Annotated in this window: 21 protein-coding genes; 12 read left to right on the top strand and 9 right to left on the bottom strand. The window is 56.2% G+C overall.

Going from position 1 to position 24,235, the window contains the following annotated elements; all coding sequences use genetic code 11:
- Positions 1-103: 103 nt before the first annotated feature.
- From ACVDG4_RS10680 to ACVDG4_RS10660, 5 genes are all read left to right on the top strand, one after another.
- The gene (locus ACVDG4_RS10680) at positions 104-1,891 is read left to right on the top strand and encodes a sensor histidine kinase (protein ID WP_447235025.1); all 1,788 of its coding nucleotides are present in this window, start codon (positions 104-106) and stop codon (positions 1,889-1,891) included.
- Positions 1,888-3,303, top strand: coding sequence for a sigma-54-dependent transcriptional regulator (locus ACVDG4_RS10675; protein ID WP_447235024.1), 1,416 nt, complete (start codon positions 1,888-1,890; stop codon positions 3,301-3,303). The genes ACVDG4_RS10680 and ACVDG4_RS10675 overlap by 4 nt, the downstream gene beginning before the upstream one ends.
- Positions 3,304-3,530: 227 nt before the next feature.
- The gene (locus ACVDG4_RS10670) at positions 3,531-4,547 is read left to right on the top strand and encodes a C4-dicarboxylate TRAP transporter substrate-binding protein (RefSeq protein WP_133948512.1); all 1,017 of its coding nucleotides are present in this window, start codon (positions 3,531-3,533) and stop codon (positions 4,545-4,547) included.
- Positions 4,548-4,621: 74 nt separating this feature from the next.
- Entirely contained in the window at positions 4,622-5,266 is a 645-nt protein-coding gene (locus ACVDG4_RS10665; RefSeq protein ID WP_447235023.1) for a TRAP transporter small permease subunit, read from the top strand.
- On the top strand, positions 5,263-6,633 hold the full coding sequence (locus ACVDG4_RS10660) for a TRAP transporter large permease (protein WP_447235022.1): 1,371 nt from the start codon (positions 5,263-5,265) through the stop codon (positions 6,631-6,633). Before ACVDG4_RS10665 ends, ACVDG4_RS10660 begins: the two co-directional genes overlap by 4 nt.
- 71 nt (positions 6,634-6,704) lie before the next feature.
- Here ACVDG4_RS10660 and ACVDG4_RS10655 read toward each other — a convergent pair whose 3' ends face one another.
- From ACVDG4_RS10655 to ilvA, 3 genes are all read right to left on the bottom strand, one after another.
- Positions 6,705-7,052 carry a DUF805 domain-containing protein gene (locus ACVDG4_RS10655; protein ID WP_447235021.1) on the bottom strand — a complete coding sequence of 116 codons (348 nt, stop codon included), beginning with the start codon at positions 7,050-7,052 and terminating at the stop codon, positions 6,705-6,707.
- Between the two features lie 400 nt (positions 7,053-7,452).
- The gene (gene xseA / locus ACVDG4_RS10650; protein ID WP_447235020.1) at positions 7,453-9,021 is read right to left on the bottom strand and encodes an exodeoxyribonuclease VII large subunit; all 1,569 of its coding nucleotides are present in this window, start codon (positions 9,019-9,021) and stop codon (positions 7,453-7,455) included.
- Positions 9,022-9,090: 69 nt separating this feature from the next.
- On the bottom strand, positions 9,091-10,347 hold the full coding sequence (gene ilvA, locus ACVDG4_RS10645) for a threonine ammonia-lyase IlvA (RefSeq protein ID WP_447235019.1): 1,257 nt from the start codon (positions 10,345-10,347) through the stop codon (positions 9,091-9,093).
- 190 nt (positions 10,348-10,537) lie between these two features.
- On the opposite strand from ilvA, the gene ACVDG4_RS10640 reads away from it, so the two are divergent.
- From ACVDG4_RS10640 to ACVDG4_RS10625, 4 genes are all read left to right on the top strand, one after another.
- On the top strand, positions 10,538-11,296 hold the full coding sequence (locus tag ACVDG4_RS10640) for a 16S rRNA (uracil(1498)-N(3))-methyltransferase (protein WP_447235109.1): 759 nt from the start codon (positions 10,538-10,540) through the stop codon (positions 11,294-11,296).
- Positions 11,297-11,298: 2 nt separating this feature from the next.
- The gene (locus tag ACVDG4_RS10635) at positions 11,299-13,056 is read left to right on the top strand and encodes an adenylate/guanylate cyclase domain-containing protein (RefSeq protein WP_447235018.1); all 1,758 of its coding nucleotides are present in this window, start codon (positions 11,299-11,301) and stop codon (positions 13,054-13,056) included.
- Positions 13,057-13,210: 154 nt separating this feature from the next.
- The gene (locus ACVDG4_RS10630) at positions 13,211-14,584 is read left to right on the top strand and encodes a glutamate--cysteine ligase (protein ID WP_447235017.1); all 1,374 of its coding nucleotides are present in this window, start codon (positions 13,211-13,213) and stop codon (positions 14,582-14,584) included.
- Between the two features lie 140 nt (positions 14,585-14,724).
- A complete protein-coding gene (locus tag ACVDG4_RS10625; protein ID WP_409689087.1) occupies positions 14,725-15,483 on the top strand; it encodes a DUF937 domain-containing protein in 759 nt (252 codons plus the stop codon).
- 86 nt (positions 15,484-15,569) lie between these two features.
- Here the strand turns inward: ACVDG4_RS10625 and ACVDG4_RS10620 are convergent, their stop codons facing one another.
- Complete coding sequence (locus tag ACVDG4_RS10620) at positions 15,570-15,896, bottom strand: DUF1127 domain-containing protein (protein WP_306149839.1); 327 nt, start codon at positions 15,894-15,896, stop codon at positions 15,570-15,572.
- A gap of 246 nt (positions 15,897-16,142) precedes the next feature.
- Here ACVDG4_RS10620 and ACVDG4_RS10615 point away from each other — a divergent pair, with 246 nt between their 5' ends.
- Positions 16,143-17,018: a LysR substrate-binding domain-containing protein gene (locus ACVDG4_RS10615; RefSeq protein ID WP_133948492.1), complete on the top strand. Its 876-nt coding sequence runs from the start codon at positions 16,143-16,145 to the stop codon at positions 17,016-17,018.
- A 101-nt stretch (positions 17,019-17,119) separates the two neighbouring features.
- Positions 17,120-18,010 (top strand): LysR substrate-binding domain-containing protein, encoded by an 891-nt coding sequence (locus ACVDG4_RS10610; RefSeq protein ID WP_447235016.1) that lies wholly within the window; start codon positions 17,120-17,122, stop codon positions 18,008-18,010.
- Positions 18,011-18,045: 35 nt separating this feature from the next.
- On the opposite strand, the gene ACVDG4_RS10605 is transcribed toward ACVDG4_RS10610, so the two are convergent.
- The 3 genes from ACVDG4_RS10605 to ACVDG4_RS10595 form a co-directional block, all read right to left on the bottom strand.
- The gene (locus tag ACVDG4_RS10605; protein ID WP_447235015.1) at positions 18,046-18,957 is read right to left on the bottom strand and encodes a DMT family transporter; all 912 of its coding nucleotides are present in this window, start codon (positions 18,955-18,957) and stop codon (positions 18,046-18,048) included.
- Between the two features lie 182 nt (positions 18,958-19,139).
- Complete coding sequence (locus ACVDG4_RS10600) at positions 19,140-20,276, bottom strand: alpha-hydroxy acid oxidase (RefSeq protein WP_409689093.1); 1,137 nt, start codon at positions 20,274-20,276, stop codon at positions 19,140-19,142.
- Positions 20,277-20,292: 16 nt separating this feature from the next.
- A complete protein-coding gene (locus ACVDG4_RS10595; protein ID WP_447235014.1) occupies positions 20,293-21,069 on the bottom strand; it encodes a FadR/GntR family transcriptional regulator in 777 nt (258 codons plus the stop codon).
- Positions 21,070-21,213: 144 nt separating this feature from the next.
- On the opposite strand from ACVDG4_RS10595, the gene ACVDG4_RS10590 reads away from it, so the two are divergent.
- The gene (locus tag ACVDG4_RS10590; RefSeq protein WP_447235013.1) at positions 21,214-22,596 is read left to right on the top strand and encodes a DUF3422 family protein; all 1,383 of its coding nucleotides are present in this window, start codon (positions 21,214-21,216) and stop codon (positions 22,594-22,596) included.
- A 61-nt stretch (positions 22,597-22,657) separates the two neighbouring features.
- Here ACVDG4_RS10590 and ACVDG4_RS10585 read toward each other — a convergent pair whose 3' ends face one another.
- Complete coding sequence (locus tag ACVDG4_RS10585) at positions 22,658-23,056, bottom strand: c-type cytochrome (protein WP_133948481.1); 399 nt, start codon at positions 23,054-23,056, stop codon at positions 22,658-22,660.
- A gap of 136 nt (positions 23,057-23,192) precedes the next feature.
- Positions 23,193-24,137 (bottom strand): LysR family transcriptional regulator, encoded by a 945-nt coding sequence (locus ACVDG4_RS10580; protein ID WP_306149844.1) that lies wholly within the window; start codon positions 24,135-24,137, stop codon positions 23,193-23,195.
- Positions 24,138-24,235 lie beyond the last annotated feature (98 nt).

Raw genomic sequence — 24,235 nt, 5'->3', positions numbered from 1 at the left:
AAAATCTATATGCCTCCGCAATTTGGCGTCTTTGACCCTTATCAATTCAGGTTTGGAATAGGCGTGTGCTGGCGGCCAGGAAAAAAATCGGTAATAAGAAACCATGTCGACCCGTTGGCTCATACTCTTGCTGCCGCCTGTTTTCATGGTGGTCGCCGCGGCTGTGCTCGCTTACGTCTTCCAGGAACTGGATGATGATAACGTCGACCGCATAGCTGCAGAACGGTTGACGCTGTACCGGCAAACCATCATCGGCGAATACCAGAAATACCGCTACCTTCCTTACATGATTGCTCGGGATCCACGCGCCACGGCAGCAATTGGCCTTGGTCAGCCGGTAGAGAGCGCCAATCGTTTTCTGGAAGAAATGGCGGAAAATTCGGGTGCAGACCTTCTTTATGTCATGAACGCTGCCGGGACAACGCTGGCGGCCAGCAACTGGCAAAAACCGCTTTCCCTCGTCGGCCGGAACTATGGGTTCCGGCCATACTTTACGGCGGCGATGCGAGGTGAGGAGGGGCAGTTTTTTGCCATTGGTTTGACCACTGGCCGTCCCGGTTTGTTCCTGGCGCGGCCGACGCCGGTCGACGGAGATCCGGTTGGGGTTGCCGTCGTTAAAGTAGATACCAGCGAGCTTGAAAACGCCTGGGCGGAAGGTGGAGAGCTCGTCTTTGCCACCGATGCAGACGGTGTGATTTTTCTGTCTAGCCAGCCGGAGTGGCGCTATCGGACTTTGGCCGAGCTTCCAATGGCTACGCGGGATGCCATTGCCAGCAGTCAGAAATACGCAAATGAACCGCTGACCCCGATCAGTGACGCGCCGGTGACCGGCCCAAAGCAGCTGACCATTGACGGGCAGGCCTATCGGCACAACTCGACCGATGTGGATCTGCTCGGTTGGAAACTGCATTTCCTCGTGCCGCAGGCAGAAGCGCACAAGAGCCTGCTGCCGATTTGGGTGATTACCCTGACGCTTTGCCTCCTCTATGCGGTGATTGTGCTTGGCTTGCGCGGGCAAAGGCTGCGCCGGGCGTCCGCTGCGCTTCGCCAGGAGTCAGCGGATTTGAAAGAACTGAACCAGCGGCTGGTTGGGGAAATCAAGGAGCGCCGGCGCGTGGAACACGCACTTCTGGAAGCGCAACGGGGCCTTGCGCGCTCCAGCCGTCTCGCAGCGGTTGGTGAAATGTCGGCTGCTGTCGTTCATGAACTGAGCCAGCCCCTGGCGGCGCTCAGAATGTTTGTGGCAGGCACCCGCAAGTTCCTAGAAAAAGGGGATACCCACACGGCTGCAGAAAACCTGCAGGAGATTGAATCCCTTCAGATGCGCATGGCGAGCCTGACTCAAGAGCTCAAGAGGTTTGCGCGTCCGGGCGAGAGCCGGATCGAAACCGTCGACCTTCGAGACAGCATTTTGGCGGCGGAAAAAATTGTCCGTCCCAGGTTTGAAGAAACAGGTGTTACTCTGAAAATCGAGATGCCGGATCAGCCCTTGATCGTTGAGACGGCCCCGCTTCGGATAGAGCAAATACTGGTCAACTTGTTGCGCAACGGAGCCGATGCGGCCGCCACAGAAGACAGTGGTGAAGTCCGGCTGCATATCGTTGAGACTGGGGACACGGTTGTCGTGCGGGTGCTCGATAACGGCCCAGGGATCCCCATGGATCTACGGGAACGTATTTTCGATCCGTTTTTCTCAACCAAAACAAGTGCGGAAGGGATGGGGCTGGGTCTGGCCATCTCCATGCGAATTGCAGAAGACCTCGGCGGTGATTTGGCGGTCTCCGCCAACCTGCCGCGCGGCGCTGCCTTTGAACTCACGGTGCCGGCTGTCAAATCGGCAGAAATGACGGATGCATCTTTTGTCCGTCTGGAAGCAGAAGTTGCTGAATGACAACGCTTAATTCAAAACCCTCTCAATCCACGAACACCCCGGTTCTGATTGTTGACGACGATCCGTCCATGCGCGCAGCGCTTCGTCAATGGATCCGGCTTGCCGATTTTGAGACGATCGAGGTGGCAACGGCCGACCAAGCCATGGCGGTTCTGAGCCCGGATTTTGGTGGCTGTATCGTCACGGACGTGATGCTAGATGGTGACGACGGCATGACCTTGCTGCGCAGGGTTGGAGAACTGGACGGTGATCTGCCGGTTATCCTGATCACCGGCCATGGCGACGTTCCAATGGCCGTGGAAGCGATGCGCGCCGGTGCATATGACTTTGTCGAAAAGCCTTTCGATCCGGACTTGATTGCGGAAGTCGTTCGCAGGGCGTGCAACCGCCGCGCGCTTGTTCTGGAGAATCGGGCGTTGAAGACCCAGATCGCGGACAGTTCCAGTCTTGAAAGCCGGCTGATCGGCAACAGCCCGGCAATGCAAGCGCTGCGGCAACAGATCCTGCATTTTGCGCAAACCGATGCCGCGGTTCTGATCACCGGTGAAACCGGGACGGGAAAGGAAGTGATCGCTCAGGCGCTGCATGATTACAGCGCGCGCAAGGACGCTCCGTTCATGGCGATCAACGCGGCCGCGTTGCCGGAGACCATGGTCGAAGCCGAACTCTTTGGCCACGAAGCCGGGGCATTTACAGGTGCAGACCGGCAACGGATCGGCCGGATCGAGGCCGCGAACTCCGGTGTCTTGTTTCTGGATGAAATTGTATCCATGCCGCTGCCGCTCCAGGCAAAACTGCTTCGGGTGCTGCAAGAGCGTAAAGTTGACCGGATTGGAGGCCACCGGCCCGTTGACGTCGATATCCGGCTGGTGAGCGCGGCTAACGTTGATCCGCGGGAAGCGGTGGCTTCCGGCCGGTTGCGAGAAGATCTATTGTTCCGGTTGAATGCAATCGAACTCGTCATTCCGCCTTTGAGGGAACGCGGCCGTGACAGCATCTTGTTGTTTGATACGTTTCTCAACCGGTTTGCAGTTCAATATGCCATGGAGGCTCCAACGCCGAGCGCGCTTGATGAAGCATTTTTGCAAACCTACGGATGGCCGGGCAACGTCCGTGAACTGCGCAATGCGGCCGAGCGGTTCGTTTTGAACGCGCAGGTCAACCCGCAACCTCTGGAAACGCTCGTCACCGGCCGGCGCGATGACGCTTCGCCGATGGGAGCAGGTGGATTGAAGGATCTCATGGACGCTTACGAACGGTCCTTGATCGAAGGAGCCTTGAGGCGTCATGGTGGCAAGGTTGCCGATGTCATGCGCGAGCTGAACGTGCCTCGCCGGACGCTCAACGAGAAGATGGCACGGCTCGGATTGAGCCGGGATCAAGCGAGCGACCCGGAAACGGGAGCCGCCTGAAACTTGGCGATCGGCGAAAAATCGCCGACGCAATATGAGCATCGGCAAGATCTCGCCTAGGTGCACTGCGGTAGTTTTGCGCTGAGCCCGAAAAAGCCGCCAGTTTGCCCAGTTTTCGGTTGTCAATTGAAGCTGGCACGGGTCATGCTTATCAGGCTCTGACTTGGTCAGCCCCTCATTGCTGGCCGGGTGGTCAAGAGATTGAGCCAATAATCTGGGAGGATTTCATGCTCACGTCACTCAAAGCCGCGACCGCGGTCTCCGCGGGCGCCCTTGCCCTTATTTTCGCAACTGAAACTTTCGCTGCCGATGTCACCTGGAACGTGTCCCTTTGGGGCAAGCGCCGGGCGTTCACCGAGCATGTCGAGAAGCTTGCTGAGCAGGTCGCTCAAAAGACCGACGGCAAGTTTGAAATCGTCCTGCACTATGGTGGCGCGCTGTCCAAGTCCCGTGAGAACCTCGATGGTATCTCCTTCGGCGCTTTCGAGATGGCTCAGTTCTGCGCATCTTACCACGCCGACAAAAACCCGACATTGACCGTTCTTGAACTGCCGTTCCTGGGCGTTTCCGATCTTGAGACCGAAGTAAAGGTTTCCAAGGCGCTCTATGAGCATCCGGCAGTCCAGCAGGATCTCGGCCGCTGGAACGCCAAGTTGCTGATGCCGTCTCCAATGCCGCAGTACAATTTTGCTGGCAAAGGGGATGCACCGGCTTCCGTTTCCGATTTCGATGGCATGCGTGTGCGCGCCCTTGGTGGTCTCGGCAAACTGATGGAAGCAGCTGGCGCTGTTCCGACATCCGTGACCGCATCTGAAACCTATCAGGCGATTGACTCCGGCACAGTGCAGGCCGCTGGCTTTGCACCACATGCGCACCTGTCTTTCCGGGTCGTTGAAGTGGCCGATTGGTGGACCAAGAACCTGAATCCGGGCACCGTTCATTGCCCGATCGTTGTCAATACAGACGCCTACGCAGCGCTTCCGGATGACTTCAAGGCCGCCCTCGACTCTTCCGTCGATCCGGCCCTCGACCATTACCTGGCTACCTACGCCAAGGTTTACGACAAGTGGTGGCCGGAGCTGGACAAGCTTGGCATTCAGCAGGTTGAATTCTCTGATGAGGAACTGTCGGCATTTGCCGAAAAGGCCGGTCCGATCCACGCTGCTTGGATTGAAGAGCAAACCGCTAACGGTTTGCCGGCTCAAGAGTTGCTCGACATGGTCAAAAAGACCATCGCTGAATAACGTCAGCCTCACTTGAACTCGAAGATGTCTCTCCGGCACCAACTGCCGGGGAGACTTTCCACAGGGCTGATTTCATGAACACTTCTCCTCAATTGGGCGGTTCAGACACCTACCGCCCCACAACATATATCCGGTTCGATGGATGGCTTGGTCACGTTGAAAACGGATTCAACATGATCGCTGCCTTCTCCATTTTGTCACTGATGTTTTTGGCTGTTGCCCAGGTCTTGGGCCGGTTGTTCTTCAACACGCCGATCCCGGGTTTCATCGACATCACCGAACAGGCCATGGCGATTTTTGCCTTTGCCGGTGTGGCATATTGCCAAAGAGTTGGTGGTCACATCCGGATGGAAATCGTACTCGGCAAACTACGCGGCAGAGCACTATACATCTGCGAAATGATCGGTGTGATCGTGATCGCCTTTACGGTCGCTCTGTTGATCTGGGGTTCCTGGTTCCACTTCGACCGGTCCTGGTCGATTGGTGACAGCACCATGGATATCCGGTTGCCGACTTGGCCATCGAAACTCGTAATTCCCGTTGCGTTGAGCCTGCTGTTCTTGCGCCTCCTCATGCAAATTTACGGATATGCCCGCCTGGTCCGCAATCCGGACCGTGAGCCGGTTGCCGTCCCTGTCATCGAGGACGTTGAAAAGGTCGCCCAACATGAAATCGAAGAAGCTTTTGGCGACGACGCTGTTGCAGGAGACACCAAATGACACCGTTTGAAGTAGGTCTCCTGATGACCGGCGTCTTGCTGGTCCTGGTCATCATGGGTGTCCGGGTGGCTTTTGCCGCTGCCTTCGTAGGGCTGGTTGGCCTAATTCTACATTTCTCGCTGAAAATGGGTATTGAGCGCGGCTTCTTTGTTGCACTCAAAATGGCGGGAACGATTCCGCATTCCAAATCCGTCACCTATGCCCTGTCGGTTTTGCCGACCTTCATTCTGATCGGGTTCCTGGCGTTCTATGCAGGCTTCACGAAACAGCTGTTTGAGGCTGCGAAACGCTGGCTTGGCTGGATGCCGGGCGGTATGGCCGTTGGCACGGTCTTCTCTACGGCAGGTTTTGCAGCCGTATCCGGTGCATCTGTGGCGACGGCTGCGGTTTTTGCCCGCGTTGCGATCCCGGAGATGCTCAAAGAGGGATACTCGCCAAGACTGTCCGCCGCTGTTGTGGCAGCAGGCGGTACGCTGGCATCTCTGATCCCGCCATCAGCAATCCTGGTCATCTACGCGATCCTTGTAGAGCAGTCGGTCGGCAAACTCTTGATCGCAGGCTTTTTGCCAGGTGTGTTTTCCGCACTGATCTATGTGGCGATCATTGTTGGGGTGTCTGCCTGGCGCGGCGATGCACCGGCCATTAAGGGGTTCACCTGGAAACAGCGGTTTGAGAGCATCCCGGGCACGCTGCCAATTGTGGCGGTCATCGGAATTATCTTCTGCTCGTTCTTCTTCGGGCTGGCCACGCCAACAGAGGCCGGCTCACTCGGCGCCTTCGTGGTTCTGATGGTCGCATTTGCAAGGGGCATGAAGTTCCAGCAACTCGGTCAGGCGCTTCATGAGACAGCCAAGCTGACGGTCATGATCTTCACCCTGATCTGGGGCGTTCTGGTCTATGTCCGCTTTCTGGGCTTTGCCGGCTTGCCGGAAGCGTTCCGGGATTTCATCGTCGCCCTGGAGTTCTCTCCGTGGCTGATCATGATCTGCATTCTGCTGGCCTATGCCGTGCTGGGCATGTTCATGGATGCGATCGGCATGCTGATCCTGACCCTGCCGGTAGTCTATCCTGCGGTGATGGCGCTAAATGGCGGCGAGGGTGTTTCTGCAGCCGACAGTACATTTGGCATGTCGGGCGAAGCATGTGCGATCTGGTTCGGAATTTTGGTGGTGAAGATGGCGGAGCTCTGTCTGATCACACCGCCTATTGGGCTGAACTGTTTCGTGGTGTCGGGCGTGCGCCCGGACATCCCGGTTCAGGAAGTCTTCCGCGGCTGTATCCCGTTCTTCATCGCAGACGTTCTGACGATTGCCGGCTTGCTCGCCTTCCCGTCGATCATCACCTGGCTGCCATCGTTGATGGGGTAGATCTAAGGCCGAGTTCATTCACAAAGAAAGCCGCCGGATTTCCGGCGGCTTTTTAACGGGCAAGTCCGTGATCAAAGATCGTAGCGATTTGCGCCCTTGGTTCCCGGCATCAGGCTGTTGGCCAACAGCAAATAGATGTTCAGAAACGGAACGAGATAACCCAAGTACCAATACCCTGTCACACCACGGTCTTGAAACCGGCGCGCTTCGAGAGAGAAGCGCAGCATCATCATGACGAAACAGAACGTCAGGAACCGGAGCACAAAACCGATGTCATGGCTGGTAGAAGCAATGTCTCCCCAATTGAAAGAGCCTGCGGCTTGGGCAAAGGCAATGTAGCCAATGATGGATGTGACCGTGTAGGCCGATCCGATAATCCAGTAGTCGAGACGGGAGACCCGGCCGCGGAAGCCGAACAAGGTTCCTCCTACGAAACATATTGCAGACCAAAGGCAAGACATTTTGCCGGGTTTGGTTTCTCGTGTCGCGGCAGTGTAAGCAGGAGCAGTGAATGTTGTTGAGGCAACCTGCGGCACCGACAGGCCTCGAGTCGTGTTTTGCTGTTCCAACTGCTTTTGCAAGTCGTTAGACGTTAAGCGCATTGCCTATAACCCGTCATTTAACCGGTGAGACTTTCATGTAAGGACGCCCCGGTGTGGTCTCCGCCGGTGCGGTCCTTCCATTGAGCTCTTTTCTTGAAGCGGCAGTCTAGGGGCGGCGAATTAAGTGTTCAGAAAAGGAATGGATAAAATAGTTTTCAAATTGAGCGGTTTCGCAATATGCATGATTAGCGGGTAGAGCAGGCCGCAAAAAACAGTCCTAAAACAGACTGCCTTGGCCAGCGGCGGGTTTTTGTGAAGCTGCTTTTTTGGGCGCGGAGGTTTTGGGTTTTTTCGGCGCTGAGCCGCCGCTCATGGCAACAGCATCAAGTGTACCGTCGGCCAGTTCAACGGACAGCGCTGCACCAGTCTCAATCGCGGAAGCGGATCGGATCGGTTGGCCCTCAGCATCGCGCACCACGGCATAGCCACGGGCGAGCACATCCTTGTAGGAAAGCGACTTCAAAAGTTTCTGCAAGCCGTCCAGCTTGGCTGCACTGTCCTTAAGCCGGGTCAGGTAAGCCCGGTCAAGCCGGTCGCCGAAGCCAGTTACGCGTTCCTTGGAAAGGGCGGTTTGCTGAGACAGCCGAGAGGGTGTCAATCGTGCCACAACAGCGTCAAACGCCTGGCGTTTTTGCGCAATCCCGACAGATAGGGCCCGCTGTTGCCTATCCCCAGCAACCAAAAGATCTTGCCGTGCCTTTGTGCTGAGCCGCGTGAGCACGATGGGGGACAAGCGGGCCGAAGCGTTCTGATACGTGGAACGGTGATGCTTGGTGTTCACGATCAGGCCGCGTTCCAGGCTGTTGGCTGCCGTGTCGAACCGTTGCCTGGGCAAAGCCAGCAAATCTCGTGGGGCGGGGAGGGCAGCACTTGCGGCGCGCAGCTCCGTTCGCCGCGACCCGACAAACCTCTGCAAGCCGGTCGACAGTCGTCGCGCGCGATCATCGACCATGGACATCAGCTCTGCCTTGACCGGAACCGCAATCTCGGCTGCCCCGGTCGGCGTTGGAGCTCTGAGATCTGCCGCCAGATCGATCAATGTCCAGTCGGTCTCGTGGCCAACGGCCGAAATCAGGGGGATCTGGCTTTCCGCCGCTGCCCTGACAACAGCTTCCTCATTGAAGCCCCACAGGTCTTCGATGCTGCCACCGCCCCGGGCAACAATAACGAGGTCCGGGTGTGGAATCGCCCCGCCAGGCTGTAAGGCGTTAAAGCCCCGGATGCCGTTGGCAACTTCCGCACCGCTTGTTTCGCCCTGCACCCGGACGGGCCACACAAGGACATGGACCGGGAACCGGTCGGAGATGCGGTGCAGGATATCGCGGATCACCGCCCCGGTGGGGGATGTCACTACGCCGATTACATTTGGCAAAGATGGCAGCGGACGTTTGCGCTCTTCGGCAAAGAGGCCCTCGGCGGCAAGCTTCTTCTTGCGCTCTTCAAGCAAGGCCATCAGCGCGCCGGCGCCTGCCGGTTCCAGTGCGTCGATGACCATCTGGTATTTGGATTGGCCCGGGAACGTTGTGATCTTGCCCGTTGCGATAACCTCCAGACCTTGTTCTGGCTGGATCTTCAGTTTGGATGCAACGCCGCGCCAGATAACACCGGACAGAACTGCACGGTCATCCTTCAGATCCAAGTAAATGTGGCCCGATCCCGGCCGCGAAATCCGTCCCAACTCGCCGCGCACCCGCACATAGCCAAATGCGTCTTCCATCGTGCGTTTGATGGAAAACGAGATTTCCGAAACGGAAAACTCAGCGACGTTGGATGAAGTATCGGCCAATTGCGTGATTCCCTTTTGCCCCGTGAAATTGGCGGTTGGGATGACGCCGGTCAAGGGCAGGTCACTAGGTCAAATCACGAAGTTCGCGATTGCCTCATTGTCGGTGATGTCTTCCCAGCGAATGTCAGACCGGTCGAAGCTGTCGTGCAAAGTTTGGAAATTTTCCGGCTGTTTTGTCTCAATGCCTATAAGAACCGAGCCAAAGTTGCGGGCAGATTTTTTCAGGTACTCAAACCGGGCAATGTCATCGTCCGGGCCCAGCAAAGACAGGAAGTCTTTCAATGCGCCCGGACGCTGTGGCAATTGGATGACATAGTACTTTTTGAGGCCGGAGAACTTTAGCGCCCGCTCTTTCACCTCCGGCAGACGCTCGAAATCGAAGTTGCCGCCCGAAACCACACAGACGATTTTCTTCCCCTTCACCTGCTCCGTGGGGAGCCGATTGAGTGCATCAATAGCCAGTGCTCCTGCCGGCTCCAGCACAATCCCCTCAATGTTGAGCATATCGATCATGGTCGCGCACACACCGTCGGTGGGGGCGAGGATCACGTCATCTGGTGCGAAGGTGGAGAGCTGATTGAAGTTTTCTGCGCCGATTTGGGCAACCGCTGCGCCATCGACGAAGTTATCGACCCAGTCAAGCCGCACCCGCTCATTTGCTCGGAGGCTGTTGTAAAGACTGGGAGCGTTTTCCGGCTCGACCAAACTGAATTTCGCGGTGAGCCCTCTTTCGGAAAAATAACGGCTGACGCCCGCAGATAGTCCGCCTCCGCCGACCGGAAGGATGAGCCGGTCCCAGTTGGTGCCATCAGGGGTCTGTTCCACGATTTCCTTGCCGACGGTGGCTTGCCCCAGAATGATTGTTTCGTGATCAAACGGCGGCACCATCAGGCCATTGTTCTGAGCACAGTATTCCAGAGCGGCCTTGTTCGCGGCGTCAAAGCCGTCACCAATCAGTTTGATGTCTACGAGCGGCGCGCCAAAAGATCGGGTCTTCTGGATTTTTTGTTGAGGTGTTGTGAGCGGCATGAAGACGATGCCCGGCTTGCCGAAATGCCGGCAGGCAAAGGCAAAGCCCTGCGCATGATTGCCTGCGGAAGAGCACACGAAAAGAGCGCAGTCTGGATCTTTGTCCAAGGCCTGATGGATAAAGGCATAGGCGCCGCGCACCTTGTAGCTGCGCACCGGGGTAAGGTCTTCCCGCTTGAGCCAGATGTCGGCCTGATGGAGGTCGGACAGATATTGGCTGTATTGGAGAGGTGTCGGTTCCAGAACTCCGGACAGGAGCTCATGGATCTTGGAGACATCGTCGGCAAACTGTCCCACGTGAATTGCTTTCCCGGTTATCGTAAATTGATGTCCTACTCATCTGAACGGGCACCAAAAATCAAGGCCCGCAGCTTTTAAAACAGTCCCGAGGATTGAAAGTCGCCTGGAAACAGGAATGCTGTGAAGCATCTGACGTTTTGAAAAATCCGCCTTGAATCGAGCACATTCCACCGCCTACCTAAAACGCATGGGGAAATACGAGTTTAATATGCAACGTCTTTTTCTGCGTCACATCCTGGCTGATGGCGCCCGTATCGAAGCGGATCGCGGGCAGGCGAACTACCTTTTGAACGTCTTGCGTTTAAAGGACGGGGACTACGTTCTGGTCTTCAATGGCAGCGACGGTGAGTGGCTGGCGAAGATCCAGAGCAGCGGCCGGCGCGCCTGTTCGCTGCAACTCATGGAACGGACGCGCGAACAATCCGCGCCAAATGACTTGATCTACATGTTTGCGCCGCTCAAGCACGCACGCTTGGATTACATGGTCCAAAAGGCGGTCGAGATGGGGGCAGGCAGTCTTATGCCGATCATGACGCAGCACACACAGTCCAGCCGGGTAAATGTCGAGCGCATGGAGGCAAATGTCATTGAAGCGGCCGAGCAATGCGGCGTGCTTTCTGTCCCTACGGTTTTGTCTCCGATGTCGCTCAAAGATGTTCTAACCGCATGGCCTGAGGCACACGCTGGGCGAAAACTGCTTTTCTGCGATGAGGGCGAAGAGACCAACAATCCTCTTTTGACCCTTGTGCAGCTGAAAGAAAACGGACCACCGCCGTTGGCCATTCTCATCGGGCCGGAAGGCGGGTTTTCGGAAGACGAGCGCGCACTTTTGAAAGACCTGGATTTCGTGACCCCAATCCCGTTGGGCCCGAGGATCTTAAGGGCCGACACGGCAGCAGTCGCGGCCCTTGCTGTTGTCCAAGCAACTGTCGGAGACTGGAAGTAGCCATGGACGAGGAGAAGCGCCCAGCCAAAGATATCTCTGCCCCAGGCAACGCTTCTCCAGCCCTTTCCCAGCACGGCGGGCCAATGCATTCGCGACGTGGCCGGAAACCTTTCAGAATTCCGGTTGGTGTGGCGCTCGGGTTGGTTTTCTCGCTGCTGCTAGTCGCAATTTGCGGATTGATCATTGCTTACATGGCCGCTGCGGACCGGCGTATTGCGGGCCGCTTGCTGGATCAGCAGGCCGCGGCAATCCTGAATGCCAATCAGGCTGTTTTGGAGAAGTTCTTCTCTGAGCAGGATGTTCTGCTTCGCACGATTGCAGTTCATGCAGCGGCGATGCAGCGGCACCTGAACGGCGACGATCTTGAGGCATATAAAAAGCTGCTTCCGGAAAATGCTGAGTTTGAACTTGGCCGATCGGTCATGGACGATGCGCCGGCCGACGAATTGCCGGACGTTGCATGGTCCGCATTTGAATGGCGCGAGGGGCAGGCGGAAGCCGTGAAAACTGCCGAATTGAACCTTGGAAACGGTCAGAGCCTGTTCGTCCATTATCCGCGGGCCGTGTTTCTTGATGTTGCCAGAACCATGACCTGGGATAGCCGACAGCAAGTGTTTTTGCTCTCAGGCCGCAACAACGTGATTGTTGTCCACGGCTTGGAGGGAGTGGATTACTCGGCATCGCCGGAGACGCCATTGCCATCGCTCACAGAAATGACGGAAACACCGTTACACCTGATCTGGGATGTAGGGCGTCAGGCGCACATGATTGACGGACAGATTAGCGGACGTTTGTTTCCAGCTTTTGGCGGCTTCTACACCGCGATTTACACGGAGCTTGACACAGGACCTGCCGACGGTTGGATCATCGGAACGCTTTATCGAGCCGACCAATTCGGAGAAGCATTGGACCAGACCCAGGTGGTGCTCTACGCAGCATTGGCGGCGCTGCTCGCTGGAGCTGCCTTGTCTTTCATAGTTGGGCGCAAGTTGGGGCGTCCGCTGGGACGGTTGGCTGAAGCGGCCGCTGATCTCCGCAAGCTGGAATTTCATGAAGAACATCGTCTGCCGTCTTCGCCTTTGGCTGAACTCAATGATGTTAATCAGGCCTTCAACGGGTCGATCGGTGCACTCAATGCCTTTGCCAAATATGTGCCGCGTCAGCTCGTAACCCGGCTGATCGAAGAAGGCATGACCGACAGCCGGAACATTGAACTCCGGGAAATGACGATTGTGTTCACGGACCTTGCAGGCTTCACCAGCTTGGCATCCAATTTGAGCGCAGAAGAAACAGCGGCCTATCTGAACGGCTATTTCGAAACGGTCTCAAAAGTAATCGCCGACAGGGACGGGACCATCGACAAGTTTCTTGGTGACGGTGTCATGGCATTTTGGGGGGCTCCGTCCGAACAACCGGACCATGCCTCCAAGGCAATCGCGGCTGTCACGGCATTGGCCGAGCAGATTGAAAAGGACAGCGCGTTGAACATGCGCCTCAGGATTGGCATTCATACTGGCAAGGTCGTTGTTGGTGATATCGGCTCTGCCTCGCGAATGAATTATACGGTCATCGGTGATGCGGTGAACGTTGCAGCCCGCCTGCAAGAGTATGGCAAGCACGTTGACCCAGGTGCTAAGGTAATTGCGCTTGCAAGCGGAGACACCATGGCGCAATTGCCTGAAGGAGTGAAGGCAACCAGCTTGGGTCGTGTAAAACTCAGGGGCCGTGAGGAGGCTTTGACGGTCTTCAGGATTGCGTGAGGCGCACCTGCATGTCGCATCTGCGCTTGCATTCTACTTTCAAGACTCCTAAATCACCGGAACTCATAAACGCCGGAAAAGGCATCGGATCATCGCGGTTTTAAGGGGGCTGGGCTCCTTATGATTTGCACCGCAAACACTGAAGGATGGTTGTATGGCCCGCGATACGGTCGATGCCACACCGATTGAAACGGTCGCTGATCTGGCGGCAACACTGGAAGCGGGTTGTAAACCGACAAGTGATTTCAGGATCGGGACCGAACACGAGAAGTTCGGCTTCAATACAAAAGACAATTCGCCGATCCCCTACGGCGGCGCCAATGGTGTCGAAGCCGTCCTGGAAGGCATGGAGCGCCTACTCGGTTGGGAACGGATCGAGGATGCTGGAAAGATCATTGGCCTCGCTGATGATCAAGGCGGCGGTGCGATCTCCATCGAACCAGGTGGCCAGTTCGAATTGTCCGGCGCGCCGCTCGACAATCTCCACCAGACCTGCCGCGAAGCCAACCAGCACCTGGCCCATGTCCGTCAGGTGGCAGAGCCGCTGGGAGTCGGTTTCCTGGGTATTGGAATGGCGCCAACCTGGGCCCGGGCAGACATGCCGCGCATGCCGAAGTCGCGTTACGACATCATGACAAATTACATGCCGAAGGTCGGATCCCTTGGCCTCGACATGATGTACCGCACGTCGACGATCCAGGTGAACCTGGATTTTGAAACAGAAGCGGACATGGTCAAGAAGATGCGTGTCGGTCTGGCACTCCAGCCTATCGCGACGGCAATCTTTGCCAATTCCCCGTTCACTAACGGCAAGCCGAATGGCTTCAAGTCCTTCCGGGCCCAGATCTGGACCGATACGGACATGGACCGCACGGGCGACATGCCCTTTGCCTTTGACGACGGCTTCGGCTTTGAACGCTATGTCGAATGGGCTCTGGATGTGCCGATGTATTTCGTCAAGCGGGGCACTGAATATCACGATGTCACCGGAACCACGTTCCGGGCCTTCATGAATGGGGCCCTAGACGGCAAGATCCCGGATGCTCGTCCGAGTCTTGGTGACTGGAATAACCACTTGTCGACCTTGTTCCCGGATGTGCGGCTGAAGAAATACATCGAGATGCGGGGTGCCGATGGTGGCCCATGGCGCCGGATATGCGCGCTGCCCGCCTTGTGGGTCGGACTGCTCTACGACACCTGTGTTCTGGATCAGGCGTTTGAACTGGTGAAAGACTGGACAGCAGAAGAGCGGGCAGCTTTGCGGGCTGGTGTGCCGGAAACCGCATTGCAGACACCGTTCCGCACTGGAACCGTGCTGGATGTTGCCAAGGACGTCTTGGCGTTGTCTCAAGAAGGCCTCAAACGCCGCGCCCGCATGAGTGATGGCGACCTGGATGAACGGGTCCATCTGGCACCCGTTGAGGAAGGTCTTGCAGCAGGCATGTGCCCGGCCGACATTCTTCTTCAGCGGTACAACGGATCGTGGAACGGAGATCTGTCACAGATCTTCAGGGATTACGCCTACTGATCCTCTCAAAAGCCTAAGTGGTTTTTCTTATCCCGGCAAAAGCTTTGCCGGGATCAATTGACGTTCTGCCATGAAGCAGTCACTGTGAGCGAGATAGCCTTGTTTCTCAGGGCCTTGCGCAAGACAGTCGAGGCAGCGTGATGACAGCACATGACAAGGCGGCGCCGCCGTTCGATATCTTCTCCTTGAGCAAAGATATGCAAGAGCGCTTTGGCTGGTCCAATGACGACCTTAATCGTGTCATGGAACATCTGATGCCTGCCGCGCTGTCCGGGTTTCAGCACTTCGGTACGCCGAGCAAAAGCATGCCAGACTGGTTTGCTCAGGCAGCGCAACTGTCAGCCGGTTCCGGCAATCCCTTTGCTGATTATGCAAAATTTTTCCAAGCCCCCACACAACAATCCCTGACGCCATTCTTCGGTCCGGAAGCCGTTCAGCAGGCCGTTGCTGCGCAGATTTCCACAATGACCGGGGTTCAACGAGACGCTGTGCAGGAGTTGATGCCGGTTGCGGCAACACTTGCCTTTGGACAAGTGGCGAGGCCTTTCTTGCAAGGGGAGGCTCAGGTCCTGTTGGATGCCTACCTGCGCGGCTTTGCGCGCGGGCGGCCAAAACGGGCGCCAGCTCCAATCGATTACCTTCAAGGGTACACGGAAGCAATGAATGCCTTCTGGGGCTCGTTCCTGCAACCTGCCGCGGCGCGCCATGTCGAGGATGAAGCTGAGCTGGAGCCGGAGCTCGAAGACGATCTGGTCGATGAAGAGGTCGAGACAGACGAGGCGTCGGAATTCGATGAAATGGTGTCCGGTTGGATGTCGGCTGGGCGCGACTTGCAGTCCAGCCAGTTCAAGGCGTTTGACGATTTCTTCGCGACAGCTACCAAAAACCTCGGCAAATAAGACGAACAAAAAAAAAGACCCGCCGAAAAGGCGGGTCAGTTGACGTCAGCAAGGCTTGCCGACAGGGGCTGCTAAACAATTTCCAATCAAGCTGCGATTTCCGACCGGGGATGTGCCGGAATAACTGTCAGTCTCGGAGCTTTGGGACCCTCGTTGGCGGCACGGGGCATAGGCTGCAGCGCGGTGATGCTGTGCCCGTTGGCCATCTGCGTCAAAAAAGGTACCGGGTCGGTGTGGACCGGTAGCGCGATGGCTCGTCGAACATCGCTCCGGGTCAGTCCAATGTCCTTCAATGCAGCGTCGCTCAACTCCGAGAGCTTGCCCATTTGGCGGCGGTTCTTGAACACGCGCAGGGCACGGGCAACCAACTGCCCGGAAAGAGCGAAAATGGGGTGGTGTGCGATATGTGACATGGCGTAATTCTCCTGTGAGCCGCCGGAGGAATTTCCGGCTGCTTGTTCCGCGCCCTTGGGGCAGTCCTTTGTTTGGAACACGCTCTAAATGCGATGTATTAATCCATTATTCCAACGAATGTTTTTGATATGAATAATCAGATATTGTGATATGAAGACTGTATCTTAGGAAAAACTCGCGGATTCGAGCCAATTCGAATGGCTTGGTTCCGATTTTGAATCTTCAGAAATTATCGGTGAAGCGGCATGTTAGACTTGGATCAGCTGCGGACATTTGTTGCCATTGCAGAAAGCGGAAGCTTTACCAAAGCTGCTGACAACGTGCACAAGACTCAGTCAGCGGTCTCCATGCAGATGCGCCGTCTTGAAGAGCGGATTGGAAAACCGCTGTTTGTTCGTGTCGGGCGGCAGTCCCGCCTGACCGAACACGGTGAACGGCTCCTGCACTATGCCAGACGACTTGTGCAGTTGAACGATGAAACACTCGCGGCGTTTGATGACACGGAACTCGCTGGACTGGTTCGTTTGGGCACACCGGATGATTACGCTGACCGGTTTCTACCAGAGATCCTCGCAAGGTTTTCAAGATCCAATCCAAAGGCTGAAGTGAGTGTTGTATGTGCGCCGACGCCGAATCTTGCGGACATGATCGGCGAGGGCGAGCTTGATGTGGCAATCATCACCCACGTTCAGAAAAAAGGGCGCAAAAACGTGGAGATCCTGCGCCGGGAACCATTGCTCTGGGTCGCGTCTGCTCGTCATGCAACGGAAAACGAAGCGGTTCTACCAATGGCCTTGGGCCGTGCAACATGTGACTGGCGCAAGGCTGCATTGAGTGCGCTGGAGGACCAGCTGCGCGAGTACCGTCTTTTGTATTCCAGTTGGAACTCAACCGCTGTTGGGGCTGCAGTTTTGGCCGGCTTGGCAATTTCCGTTTTACCTGAATCTGCGTTGCGTTCAGGAATGCGGGTTCTGACAGAAGCGGATGGGTTTCCTCGGCTTCCGGACTGCGAGATTGGCATCATGCGATCCTGGCACAATAACTCCCGCGTAACAGATGCCTTGGTGGAACACATCATGTCGTCCCTCGACAATCTTTCGGTTCCGCAGGCGGCGGAATGATCACAAATTGAATTGCCATAAAATTTGATGTAAGCAAGATCAATCAATCATATTTTATGATGGTCTTGTGACTGCGTTATGTGTCCATTTAGGAGAGCTCCATGAGCCACGCGCTGGATATTGATCAGCTTCGGACGTTTCTCGCAATTGCCGAGCTCGGCAGTTTCACAAAGGCCGGAGAAGCAGTTCACAAGACCCAGTCCGCCGTTTCCATGCAAATGCGCCGCCTCGAAGAACGTGTCGGGCAGCCCATTTTCATCAAAGATGGACGGCAGTCGCGTTTGACAGAACAAGGGCTGCGCCTGGTGGAATACGCCCGTCGTATGATTCAGCTGAATGATGAAACCTTGCTGGCCTTCAACGGCAAAAAAGAGGTTGGTTTCGTCAAGCTTGGCGTCCCTGACGATTATGCCGATCGGCTGCTTCCGCAGGTGCTTGCCGCGTTTAATCGCCTCAACCCGTCTATTGAGGTTCAGGTCGAATGCACCAGCAGCGCAAAGTTGACAAAAGCGGTGCGCGACAATGAGCTCGATGTTGCGATCACGACATCCGGTGATACCAGTGAGTTACGCGGTGAAATCATCCGGCGTGAACCCCTCTACTGGGTTACATCTGAACAGCACAGCGCGCACACACAAGATGTTCTCCGGCTTGCCCTTGGCCCGTCCAGCTGCAGTTGGCGCCGGTTGTCCATGGATGCTTTGGACCGCGCCGGACGCCAGTACCGCGTGTCCTATACGAGCGCGAGCGGCTCGGCCCTCATCGGGGCTGTGCAAGCTGGACTGGCGCTAACGGTGTTTCCCGAAAGCGCTATCCGGGATGGCATGCGGATCCTGGACCAAAGAGACGGCTTCCCCGCCCTACCGCATTGTGACATCGCCATGCTGCGTTCAGATAACGCCCGCCTACCGATGCATGACCGGTTGTGCAATCACATCATCGCGGCCATTGGCAATGTGGGGACAGTGTCTTCCCGTGAGGCGGCCGAGTAACTCTTCGGGTCCCAGATCACTCGTTGAAATCTAACCTATCGAGCGCGCAACATCATAACGTTGCCGCCAATGACGCAGGCGAGGCCGCCGATTGTGAGCGGCGTCCACTGGTAGCCTTCAAAGATCGTTGACAGCGCCAGCGCTACAATCGGGAACAGCACTGTAGCGTATCCCGCCCGCGCGGAGCCGATCCGTCCAAGGAGCGTCAGATAGGACGCAAACGCAATGACAGAGGCGACTAAGGCCAGGTAGATCAGGCTGCCGATGTATGGCAGCGTCCAGTCAACCGCGAAGCTTTGCCCACGGATTGCAGAAAACAGTCCGAGGAATATCATCCCGTAGACCATTCCCCAGGCGGTTGCGGGCATGACCCCAATCCCGCGGCGCTGCGTATCAGCGGACAACATGTTGCCAAAGCAGAACGACAAGGTCCCACAGATACAAAATCCCAACCCGATCGCGACACTTCGATTGAACTGCGTTCCGGCCATCTCCGGCAAAAACATCAGCGCAATGCCTGCGACGCCGAGAAAGCCAGCGGCCAGAGTGAGTGCGCTCGGGCGTTGACGGAAGAGAACAAGTCCCAGAAAGACGTTAAAGACAGACGCCGTTGAAAACACCACGGCCAAAAGCCCGGAGGGTAGATAGGCAGCGCCATAGTAGAACAGGGTGAAGTTCGTTGAAAACAAGAGCGCGCCAAGTCCGGCGAAGCGAATGTGATCTTTCAGAGGAAAGGTCAGGGGATAACCTCTCATGCGAACCCAGGCCATCATCATCGCTGCGGCAACTACGAAGCGCCAAAAGACAGACACTTCCGGGGCGACACCGGAGATCTGCCCTTTCATCGCAATCCAGCTGAAGCCCCAGGCAAAAACCGTGGCGGCATAGAGACCAAGGTCAGTAGAGTCCATACCGGACCGGTTCAGCGTTGGCTGGGCAATGCTCATGGGAAATACTCGTTTGTGCAGGAACAAGCACAATTTGAGCTTCAGAATACTTCAGCGCAAATGATAGTTTTTGATGAGATGATCAGCTCTGTGAATGCGAGCGGGTGTCCTGCGATGCGCCGCCTGACGACACGAAGGCTTCAGGCGGCACAGGTTTTTCAGTCAGGAAACGCCCGGATTTCCTAAAGCACGAGATTGTGCCTACCGACCTTCTTGATGTCCGTCTCGCCGCAGAGGCCCATGGTGACATCAAGTTCCTTGTGCATGATCTCAAGGACTTGGCGAACGCCAGGCTTGCCCATAGCGCCAAGACCGTAGATGAAGGCGCGTCCGATGTAGGTGCTGTGGGCCCCCATGGCGACAGCCTTGAAGACATCCTGGCCGGAGCGGATGCCGCCATCGACGTGAACTTCGACTTTGTCGCCAACGGTGTCGACGATATCGCGCAAGATGTCATAGGAGGCGAGGGCGCCATCCAGCTGCCGGCCGCCGTGGTTCGACACAACGATCGCATCTGCACCGAGATCCGCTGCAATCCTGGCATCTTCAACGTCGTTAATGCCTTTCAGGATCAGTTTACGGTCCCAGTGTTTTTTGACCCACTCGACTGACGACCAGTCTAGCGTCGGGTCGAACTGGCTGGCCGTCCATTCGGCAAGCGAAGTCATATCTTCAACACCGGAAACATGACCTACGATGTTGCCGAACTCGCGCCGCTTGGTTTGCAGCATGTTCCAGCACCAGCGTGGCTTGAAGGCAAGATCAACGAGCACATGCGGCTTCGGTTTTGGCGGTGTACTGAGACCGTTCTTGATATCGCGGTGCCGTTGACCAAGAACCTGAAGATCCAGCGTCAGGACAAGAGCCGAGCAGCCAGCCGTGTGAGCGCGTTTCATCAGGTTCTCAGAAAAGCCGCGATCACGCATGACATAGAGTTGGAACCAGAACGGGTTTTTGGTGTGTTCGGCAACATCCTCGATGGAGCAAACGCTCATTGTTGAAAGCGTAAACGGCACTCCGAATTCTTCGGCGGCTTGTGCTGCCAGGATTTCACCGTCTGCATGCTGCATCCCGGTCAACCCGACCGGTGCGAGTGCTACAGGCATGGCGACATCCTGCCCGATCATGGTTGTTTTGACCGATCGGTTGTCAATGTTGCGCGCAACGCGCTGGCGCAGCTTTTGCCTTTGAAATGCCGCCTCGTTGTCCCAATAGGTGCTTTGGGTCCAGGACCCCGTGTCGGCATAGTCATAAAACATTTTCGGGACCCGCCGTTTGGCAAGAGCCTGCATGTCGGCGACGTCGGTTACAATCGGCATATCATTTTCCCCTGAGCTATTTTTTTACGGCTCGATCGGAAGCTTGTGTGCGGCGAAGATCGGCCAGTTTCTCGCGCTGATCCAGTTGTTCCTTGGCAGCGAGTGTGGCGCGGACATAATCAATGTGTTCTTCCGCGCAGCGCTGTGCGAGCTTCGGATCTCCAGCGGCAATCGCCTCAAACACCGCCTTGTGCTGTTTCAGCACTTCAGCACGTGCCGATGTGTGATGGTAGAGACGGCCTCTGTTCAGAAAGACTCCGTTTTCGAAAAGCCGGTAGCAGGAGTGGAGCGTGTGCAGCAGCACCACGTTGTGTGCGGCTTCCCCTACAGCATGATGGAACTCCACATCCAGACGACTTTCAACAAGAGGGTCATCCGCTGCGTACGCGGTGTCCATCTGCTCAACGATGTCACTTAGCCTGCGGATATCCGAAGGAGCTGCGCGCATGGCCGCCATTGCAGATGCCTGACCTTCGATCCCGCGCCGGAAATCGAAATAGTCGCTCACCGCAGATGGGTGCCGGGAGATCAATTGAACGATTGCTTCGGAAAAGATCGGCCCAATGAGATCACAGACGAATGTTCCACCGCCCTGGCGCGCTTCGATAAGGTCGCGTTCTTCCAGTGTTTTCAGGGCATCCCGCAACACGGGCCGGGATACATGAAGCTGCTCTGCCAACACGCGTTCCGCCGGCAGCCGGTCACCGGATTGAAGGACCCCTTTGAGGATCAGTTCTTCAATTTGATCGACGGCGGCGTCGGCCGTTTTATGAGTGTCTATCGGCTGAAACATCGGTTTTTACGCTGTGATTACCGTGCGAAAATAGTCGAGCCGATAAAATTGGTCAAATAATTTATCCAATTTTTGGATCGCAGCTGATGCAAACAAACCAAAAAGGCCGCACGTGCGCTTATGTCATCTTTCAAGAATTTCAAAATGCCTGTGGTCTTGAGCAGTCGAAACCGCCATGCTGTACCGGCTGTTGAGCGCAAGGAGGGGCTGTCGTTGGAAAAAAACCTGGATACCGGTGGGGCACTGCCCACATTCAGCGCGTCACCCCTGAGGCAAAGGGTTCTCGGTGAAGTTCACGCGCGGCCTTTCCGGCCACTTGCGACCCCGCGAACGGTTCTCCACTACGCCTTTCTGACCAGCAGTGATGAGGCGGCAGGTGACAAGGAATGGCTAAAAGAGTTCTGTACATCCAGAGGAGTGGCCGGACCGGCCGATGGAGCGCGGTATCACACTCTGGAGTTCGGTGAGGGGCATTTGAGCTGGGAGCAGCACGCCGAATTCACCACCTATACCTGGGATGGCTCAGCTGATCTTGACCACTTGTTTGGTGCGCCTCCGGCGGGCCACCCTTTTGGGGCGGCTTTCCGGGCACCGGGCGAGTTGCTCGTTGCTGTGCGTCTGGAGCTGAGGGAAGAAATTGATGAAAGCCGCTGGCGGCCCACCTTCGAAGAAGGCAGCCTGACGGTCTCATCGCTCGAGCGCGGACAAGCGACCGTCGCAACGGACTTTCGTCAGGATGGAGACGGTTTGTCCCGGTTTCTTGTGTTGAACCACTCCATGAGCGACGTGCAGACCGGGGCGATCGTTCAACGGCTTTTGGAACTCGAGACTTATCGAACACTGGCAATGCTGGGCCTGTTCGAGGCGAACGCCCTGTCACCCGATATCCGGAAGTTCGAGATAGAGCTTGCCGCTTTGACCGAACAAATGAAAACAGCAGCTGGCCTCGACAGCAATCGAAACCTGCTCAACAAGTTCACGGAACTAGCAGCTTCGCTGGAGGCCGGCGCAACAGCGAGCACCTTCCGCTTTGGTGCGAGCCGCGCTTATTATGAGATCGTGAAAATCCGATTGTCTGCCCTTCAAGAAGAGGCCATGCCGGGCGAGTTGACGATGTCGTCTTTTTTATCTCGCAGGTTGTCGCCTGCGATGCGCACCTGTCAGGCTATTGAAGATCGTCAGGCGATGCTGTCGCGCAAGTTAGCAAGAGCGACCAATTTGCTGCGCACGCGGGTTGATGTGGATCTGGAACAGCAAAACCGCTCGCTTCTGGAATCCATGAATAGGCGGGCACGGCTGCAGTTGCGTCTGCAGCAGACGGTTGAAGGTCTGTCGGTCGCAGCTGTCAGCTATTATATCGTGGGTCTGTTTTCCTATTTGGCAAAGGGGGCAAGCGGATCGGGGCTTCCGTTACCGCAGCCATCAGTCACAACGGCAATCGCCGTACCGGTTGTTGTCTTGTTCATTTGGTGGACGGTGCGCAGAATACGGGCACATCACGTCAAACAGGACAAAGACGACCTATAATTCTCGTAAAAATAAAAGGCCGGGTTTGAAACCCGGCCTTTCTTGAATTTGAGGAACGAACTTAGTTCGTTGTTCCGTCTTCGCTGTATTGTGCCAGATATGCGATCACATCGGCACGATCTTCGTCTTTCCGAAGACCGGCGAAAGCCATGCGGCCTTTCGGGATCACGTCACGCGGCTTCAAGAGGTAGGCGTCAAGGGTCTCTACGTCCCACACGCGGCCTTCACCTGCGCCTTCCATCAGGCTGGGTGAGTACTTGTAGCCTTCAATTGTGCCCCAAGCGCGCCCAACGACGCCATTGAGCTGCGGGCCAACTTTGTTTTTCGCGTCTTCGCCTACGGCATGGCAAGCCGCGCATTTTCTAAATACTTTTTCGCCATTGGCCGGGTCGCCCTCAGCGCTGGCTTGTGCCGTAAATGCAATTAGCGCAGTGCCGGCGATCATCAGCAGTCGCTTCATGTGTATCTCCCTCAAATTGGGCAATGACTGCCCCTTCACAAATCAACAGTATGTTGCGTTTCGATGCAAGCGACGCGCCGTCGCAGGCAACACCAAGACACAGTTGCACCAAATTCGACCCGCGAAAGCTTCTCCCTCAGCTCGCTTTCGCAGCTCTCGGCCGGTGTAGCCAATCCTCCAGACCGGCATCCCAATAAGGCGAAGAGCCGTAAAGGGCAGCAAGGAAGTCAATAAACACCCGAACTTTCGCAGGCAGGAACTGCCGGCTTGGGTATACCGCATAAAGCCCCACATCTTTGGAGGCCCTATACTCAGGCAAAAGGATTTGAAGCTTTCCGTCACGCAACTCCGGTCCGATGTCCCAGGTCGATCTCAACGCAATTCCAATGCCTGACAAAAGGCATTCACGGACCACTTCACTGGAGTTCGTCTTAACTGGTGATTGTGTCCGCACGGTCTCAATGCCGTTTGGCCCCGCCAGCCGCCATGGATCTTGATTGGCAGCTGCCAAAGTCACGTGATTGGCAAGAAGGTCGTCGATGGACTGAGGAGTGCCGTATCTTTCCAGATACTCGGGACTCGCGCACAAGATGCGATGAACCGGAGCAAGACGCCGCGCAACGAGGCTTGAATCGCTGAGTTCTGCGATCCGAATTGCCAGGTCATAGCCTTCGCCGACGATGTCAACGAATTCGTCCGACAGGTCCAGATTGATGGAAAGATCCGGATTGTTGGTCAAAAACTTACCGACATGTGGAGCAATGTGCAGTCGCCCAAAGGAAGTGGGGACAGCAACTTTCAGGTGACCGCGCGCTTTTGCGGATCCGCGGGACACGAATGATTCAGCTTCTTCAACTGACGCAAGGATCGCGATCACGCGTTCATAAAAGCCTTGGCCGGCTTCTGTCATTGCAATCTGGCGCGTGGTCCGTTGAAGCAGGCGGCTGCCGAGTTTTTCTTCAAGTCGGCGAATGCGTTTGGAAACAACGGCCGGTGACAGGTTCATTTCGCGGCCCGCCGCCGACATGCTGCCCGCACTCACGACCCTTGCGAAAATCTCCATATCCGTCAGGTTGCTCATATTTAGACTCTCAGAACACAACAGTTGTGTGTTGGTATCGGTTTCGCCGCGCTCGAAATCGGCCGTATTCAAACTTCTTTGGCCGCCGCATGTTGTTA

Source organism: Roseibium sp. MB-4 (assembly GCF_053005265.1).
Note: the sequence above shows the minus strand (reverse complement) of the source record. Positions and strands in the feature narration are given on the sequence as shown.

What these genes read in the sequence shown, in the direction of transcription:
- ACVDG4_RS10585 (WP_133948481.1), bottom strand. Translation starts at nt 23,056, where the DNA reads ATGAAGCGACTGCTGATGATCGCCGGCACTGCGCTAATTGCATTTACG.
- ACVDG4_RS10615 (WP_133948492.1), top strand. Translation starts at nt 16,143, where the DNA reads ATGTTAGACTTGGATCAGCTGCGGACATTTGTTGCCATTGCAGAAAGC.
- ACVDG4_RS10595 (WP_447235014.1), bottom strand. Translation starts at nt 21,069, where the DNA reads ATGTTTCAGCCGATAGACACTCATAAAACGGCCGACGCCGCCGTCGAT.
- ACVDG4_RS10620 (WP_306149839.1), bottom strand. Translation starts at nt 15,896, where the DNA reads ATGTCACATATCGCACACCACCCCATTTTCGCTCTTTCCGGGCAGTTG.
- ACVDG4_RS10580 (WP_306149844.1), bottom strand. Translation starts at nt 24,137, where the DNA reads ATGAGCAACCTGACGGATATGGAGATTTTCGCAAGGGTCGTGAGTGCG.
- ACVDG4_RS10605 (WP_447235015.1), bottom strand. Translation starts at nt 18,957, where the DNA reads ATGAGCATTGCCCAGCCAACGCTGAACCGGTCCGGTATGGACTCTACT.
- ACVDG4_RS10675 (WP_447235024.1), top strand. Translation starts at nt 1,888, where the DNA reads ATGACAACGCTTAATTCAAAACCCTCTCAATCCACGAACACCCCGGTT.
- ACVDG4_RS10665 (WP_447235023.1), top strand. Translation starts at nt 4,622, where the DNA reads ATGAACACTTCTCCTCAATTGGGCGGTTCAGACACCTACCGCCCCACA.
- ACVDG4_RS10630 (WP_447235017.1), top strand. Translation starts at nt 13,211, where the DNA reads ATGGCCCGCGATACGGTCGATGCCACACCGATTGAAACGGTCGCTGAT.
- ACVDG4_RS10660 (WP_447235022.1), top strand. Translation starts at nt 5,263, where the DNA reads ATGACACCGTTTGAAGTAGGTCTCCTGATGACCGGCGTCTTGCTGGTC.
- ACVDG4_RS10680 (WP_447235025.1), top strand. Translation starts at nt 104, where the DNA reads ATGTCGACCCGTTGGCTCATACTCTTGCTGCCGCCTGTTTTCATGGTG.
- ACVDG4_RS10670 (WP_133948512.1), top strand. Translation starts at nt 3,531, where the DNA reads ATGCTCACGTCACTCAAAGCCGCGACCGCGGTCTCCGCGGGCGCCCTT.
- ACVDG4_RS10625 (WP_409689087.1), top strand. Translation starts at nt 14,725, where the DNA reads ATGACAGCACATGACAAGGCGGCGCCGCCGTTCGATATCTTCTCCTTG.
- ACVDG4_RS10590 (WP_447235013.1), top strand. Translation starts at nt 21,214, where the DNA reads ATGCCTGTGGTCTTGAGCAGTCGAAACCGCCATGCTGTACCGGCTGTT.
- ACVDG4_RS10600 (WP_409689093.1), bottom strand. Translation starts at nt 20,276, where the DNA reads ATGCCGATTGTAACCGACGTCGCCGACATGCAGGCTCTTGCCAAACGG.
- ACVDG4_RS10635 (WP_447235018.1), top strand. Translation starts at nt 11,299, where the DNA reads ATGGACGAGGAGAAGCGCCCAGCCAAAGATATCTCTGCCCCAGGCAAC.
- ACVDG4_RS10640 (WP_447235109.1), top strand. Translation starts at nt 10,538, where the DNA reads ATGGGGAAATACGAGTTTAATATGCAACGTCTTTTTCTGCGTCACATC.
- ACVDG4_RS10610 (WP_447235016.1), top strand. Translation starts at nt 17,120, where the DNA reads ATGAGCCACGCGCTGGATATTGATCAGCTTCGGACGTTTCTCGCAATT.